The organism is Actinophytocola sp. (genome assembly GCF_035712165.1).
GTDB lineage: Bacteria > Actinomycetota > Actinomycetes > Mycobacteriales > Pseudonocardiaceae > DASYTH01.
The window spans coordinates 1-2,810 of the sequence record NZ_DASTBH010000073.1 but is presented as its reverse complement, the minus strand read 5'-3'; the positions used below and the strand labels follow the sequence as shown (position 1 = coordinate 2,810).

General features: G+C 72.8%; 3 protein-coding genes and 1 pseudogene. 3 read left to right on the top strand and 1 reads right to left on the bottom strand.

The window, feature by feature from the left end:
* The 3 genes and pseudogenes from VFO68_RS03405 to VFO68_RS03395 all read left to right on the top strand — a co-directional run.
* A partial coding sequence (locus tag VFO68_RS03405) for a hypothetical protein (protein WP_325156649.1) occupies positions 1 to 200 on the top strand: 200 nt, incomplete at its 5' end.
* Between the two features lie 231 nt (positions 201 to 431).
* Positions 432 to 1,490, top strand: a pseudogene (locus VFO68_RS03400) (molybdopterin-dependent oxidoreductase).
* Positions 1,487 to 2,014 (top strand): hypothetical protein, encoded by a 528-nt coding sequence (locus VFO68_RS03395; protein ID WP_325156648.1) that lies wholly within the window; start codon positions 1,487 to 1,489, stop codon positions 2,012 to 2,014. The pseudogene VFO68_RS03400 and the gene VFO68_RS03395 overlap by 4 nt, the downstream one beginning before the upstream one ends.
* Here the strand turns inward: VFO68_RS03395 and VFO68_RS03390 are convergent.
* On the bottom strand, positions 1,920 to 2,810 hold an 891-nt coding region (locus tag VFO68_RS03390; RefSeq protein WP_325156647.1), incomplete at its 5' end, for a serine hydrolase domain-containing protein. The genes VFO68_RS03395 and VFO68_RS03390 overlap by 95 nt on opposite strands.

Below are 2,810 nucleotides of genomic sequence, written 5' to 3'. Positions count from 1 at the left end.
CCACCGCCATCGCGCCCGTCCTGTGGTGGCTCTCCGACCCGGCCACCTGGCCGCTGCGCGCCGTTCCGTACTACTGGACCGTCACCGCCCTGTGGCACCCCACCTGGCTCGGCCTGCTCATCGGCGCCGCCCTCACCGCGGTCGCCATCGCCCTGCTCGCCCGACAAACCCTGCGCCGGCTCACCAGCCGCACCCTGTGACGCCCGCGCGGCGAACACCGACCTGGGTTCACCAGGTCCGGGTCCCACTGTCGTCGCGTCGGGCAGACCTGCGGCGGGCCAGCAGTATCGCGGCGCTGGTCAGCACGACCAGGGCGATGAGGATCGGCAGGGGGCCGATGGTGTCGAGCCAGTCGGACAGGACGCTCTGGGCCCGGCCGGCGGCGTCGACGCGGCCAAGGTCGCGCGTTCGAGCCGGGACCGGATTCGGTTGTGATTCCTCGGGAGTCCGACTTCGGTCGCGCGGCGCATGACGAGCGGGTGACGGTGCGGATCGGTCTGTGGCTCGGCGTCGCGTTCGCGATCTGCTTTGTCACGGGTGTGCTCAGCCACGCCATCCAGCACCCGCCGGCCTGGTTCGTCTGGCCGAGTCGGCCGGTCGAGGCCTACCGGATCATCCAGGGCCTGCACGTGGTCTCCGGTGTGGCCGCGGTTCCGTTGCTGCTGGCCAAGTTGTGGACGGTCTATCCGAAGCTGTTCGGCCGGCCGCTGGTCCGCTCGGTACCGCACGCGCTGGAACGGCTGTCGATCCTGGTGCTGGTCGGTGCCGCCTTCTTCGAGTTCGGTACCGGGTTGTTCAACTCGGCGCAGAACTATGTGTTCGGCTTCTTCTTTCCGGCCGCGCACTACGCGGTGGCGTGGATCGCCGCGGGCTTGATCGTGGTGCACGTCGCGGTGAAGCTGCCGGCGATCCGCCGCGGGCTGGCCCGGCTCGGCCCCGACCCGCCGGCCCAGCGTCGCGCGGCGCTGTCCCGGCGGGGCTTCCTGCGTGGAACCGCGCTGGCCGTCGGGGCCGCGGTGGTGGCGACCGTCGGCGGCACCGTTTCCTTGCTGCGCAACGTCTCGCCGTTGGCGTGGCGGTCGGACCGGGGCCGCAGGGGCTTCCGGTCAACCGCACCGCGGCGGGTTCGCGGTCGTTCACGCTGGCAGAGTTGGCCGCGATGCTGCAGACCACCGCGCGGCTGCCGATCTCGTGCGTGGAGGGGTGGAGCGCGTCGGCGACCTGGACCGGGGTGCGGATCGCCGATCTGCTTCGTGCCGCGGGGCGGCCGGCCCGCAGCGGGGGTTCGGGTGGAATCGTTGGAACGCAACAGCTTGTACGGGACAAGCACGCTGCCCGGCGAGCACACCGCCGATCCGCTGACGCTGCTCGCGCTGCGGCTCAACGGCGAGGTGCTCGACCTGGATCGCGGCTATCCGTGCCGGATCATCGCGCCGAGCCGGCCGGGTGTGCTGCAGACCAAATGGGTACGTCGGATGGTGATCACATGATGATCGTCCGCGGGCTGCTGGGACTGGCCGGACTGGCCGGCATCGCCTGGGGTGCTGTGCTGGTCTGGGACATCGCGGCGGCCTCCGCGCGGGACGGTCTTCAACTCGCCGCGTGGCTCGTCGGCGGTCCGGTGCTGCATGACGGCCTGCTGGCCCCGATGATCGGAGCCGTCGGGCTGCTCGTCGCGCGTCGGGTGCCGGCACGCTGGCGCGGCCCGGTCGCGACCGGCGGCGTGCTCATCGGCATCCTCGCCATGGTGGCCGTGCCGTTGCTGTGCCGGCCGTTCGGCGTGCCGGACAATCCCGGCCTGCACGACCGCGACTACCTGCTGGGCCTGCTGGTCGCTCGGGACCGTCTGGCTGGGCGTCGCGATCGCCGCGGCCACGGCACCGTTGCGCGGGATCGGGCGGCCGGTGCGGGGACGCGGCTCAGGCCTGTTCGGCCGGTCGCCGGGAACGCAGGCGCAGCAGGGTCTGCACGAGCAGGGCGGTCGCGGTGGCGGTCAGCGCCAGCCCGAGGATGATCACGGTGATGGTCAGGTGGCCGATGTCGGGCAGGAACCGCAGGATGTGCCGTAGGTCCAGGTCGACGGTGTGCGGTAGCCAGAGCCCGGCGCCGGTGGCGCACAGCAGGCCCGCGGCGGCGGCGGTGCCGGCACCGAGGAGGACGGGCCAGGTGCGGTGGGTGTTGCTGGCGCGGCGCACGAGGCGACGGGCCGTCAGGATGAGCCCGGCGGTCAGGATGAGGATGACGGCGCCGAGCCCGAGTAGGGGTGTGGTGGCCGAGGCCGGCGGGGGCGGGTCGGGGGTGCCGCCCAGGGCAAGGGTGAGCACGCCGAACCCGGCGGCGTTGAGTGAGCCGTCGCGCAGCGGCGACCAGGCGTTCTGCTGGACGGCGACGGCCCAGCCGGCGTCCGGAGCGGCGATCATGATGGTGTGGTAGCCGGTGATCGCGCCGGCGTGCCACACGATCCGGGCGCCTACCGGGCCCAGGGTGCCGATGCGCCAACCCGGCCCGTAGTGCCCGCCGGCCGCCGGTGGCCCGGGTCGGTGCAGGCCGGCGACGGCGTCCTCGGACAGCACTTGTTCGCCGTGGTAGCGGCCGGCGTCGGTGTGCAGGATCGCCAGGTGGGCGAGGTCTGTCACGCTGCCGGCGAGGTATCCGTAGGGCAGGCCGGAGGTGTCGAAGGTGCGCGGTGCGCGGCGCACCCTGCCGAAGTAGTACTCGTGGCCGGGCGGCATCCGTTGCGCCGCTGGCAGGTCGGCGATGCTGTCGGCCATGTCCAGTGGCGCGAGCAGTTCCCGTCGCAGGAACTCGGC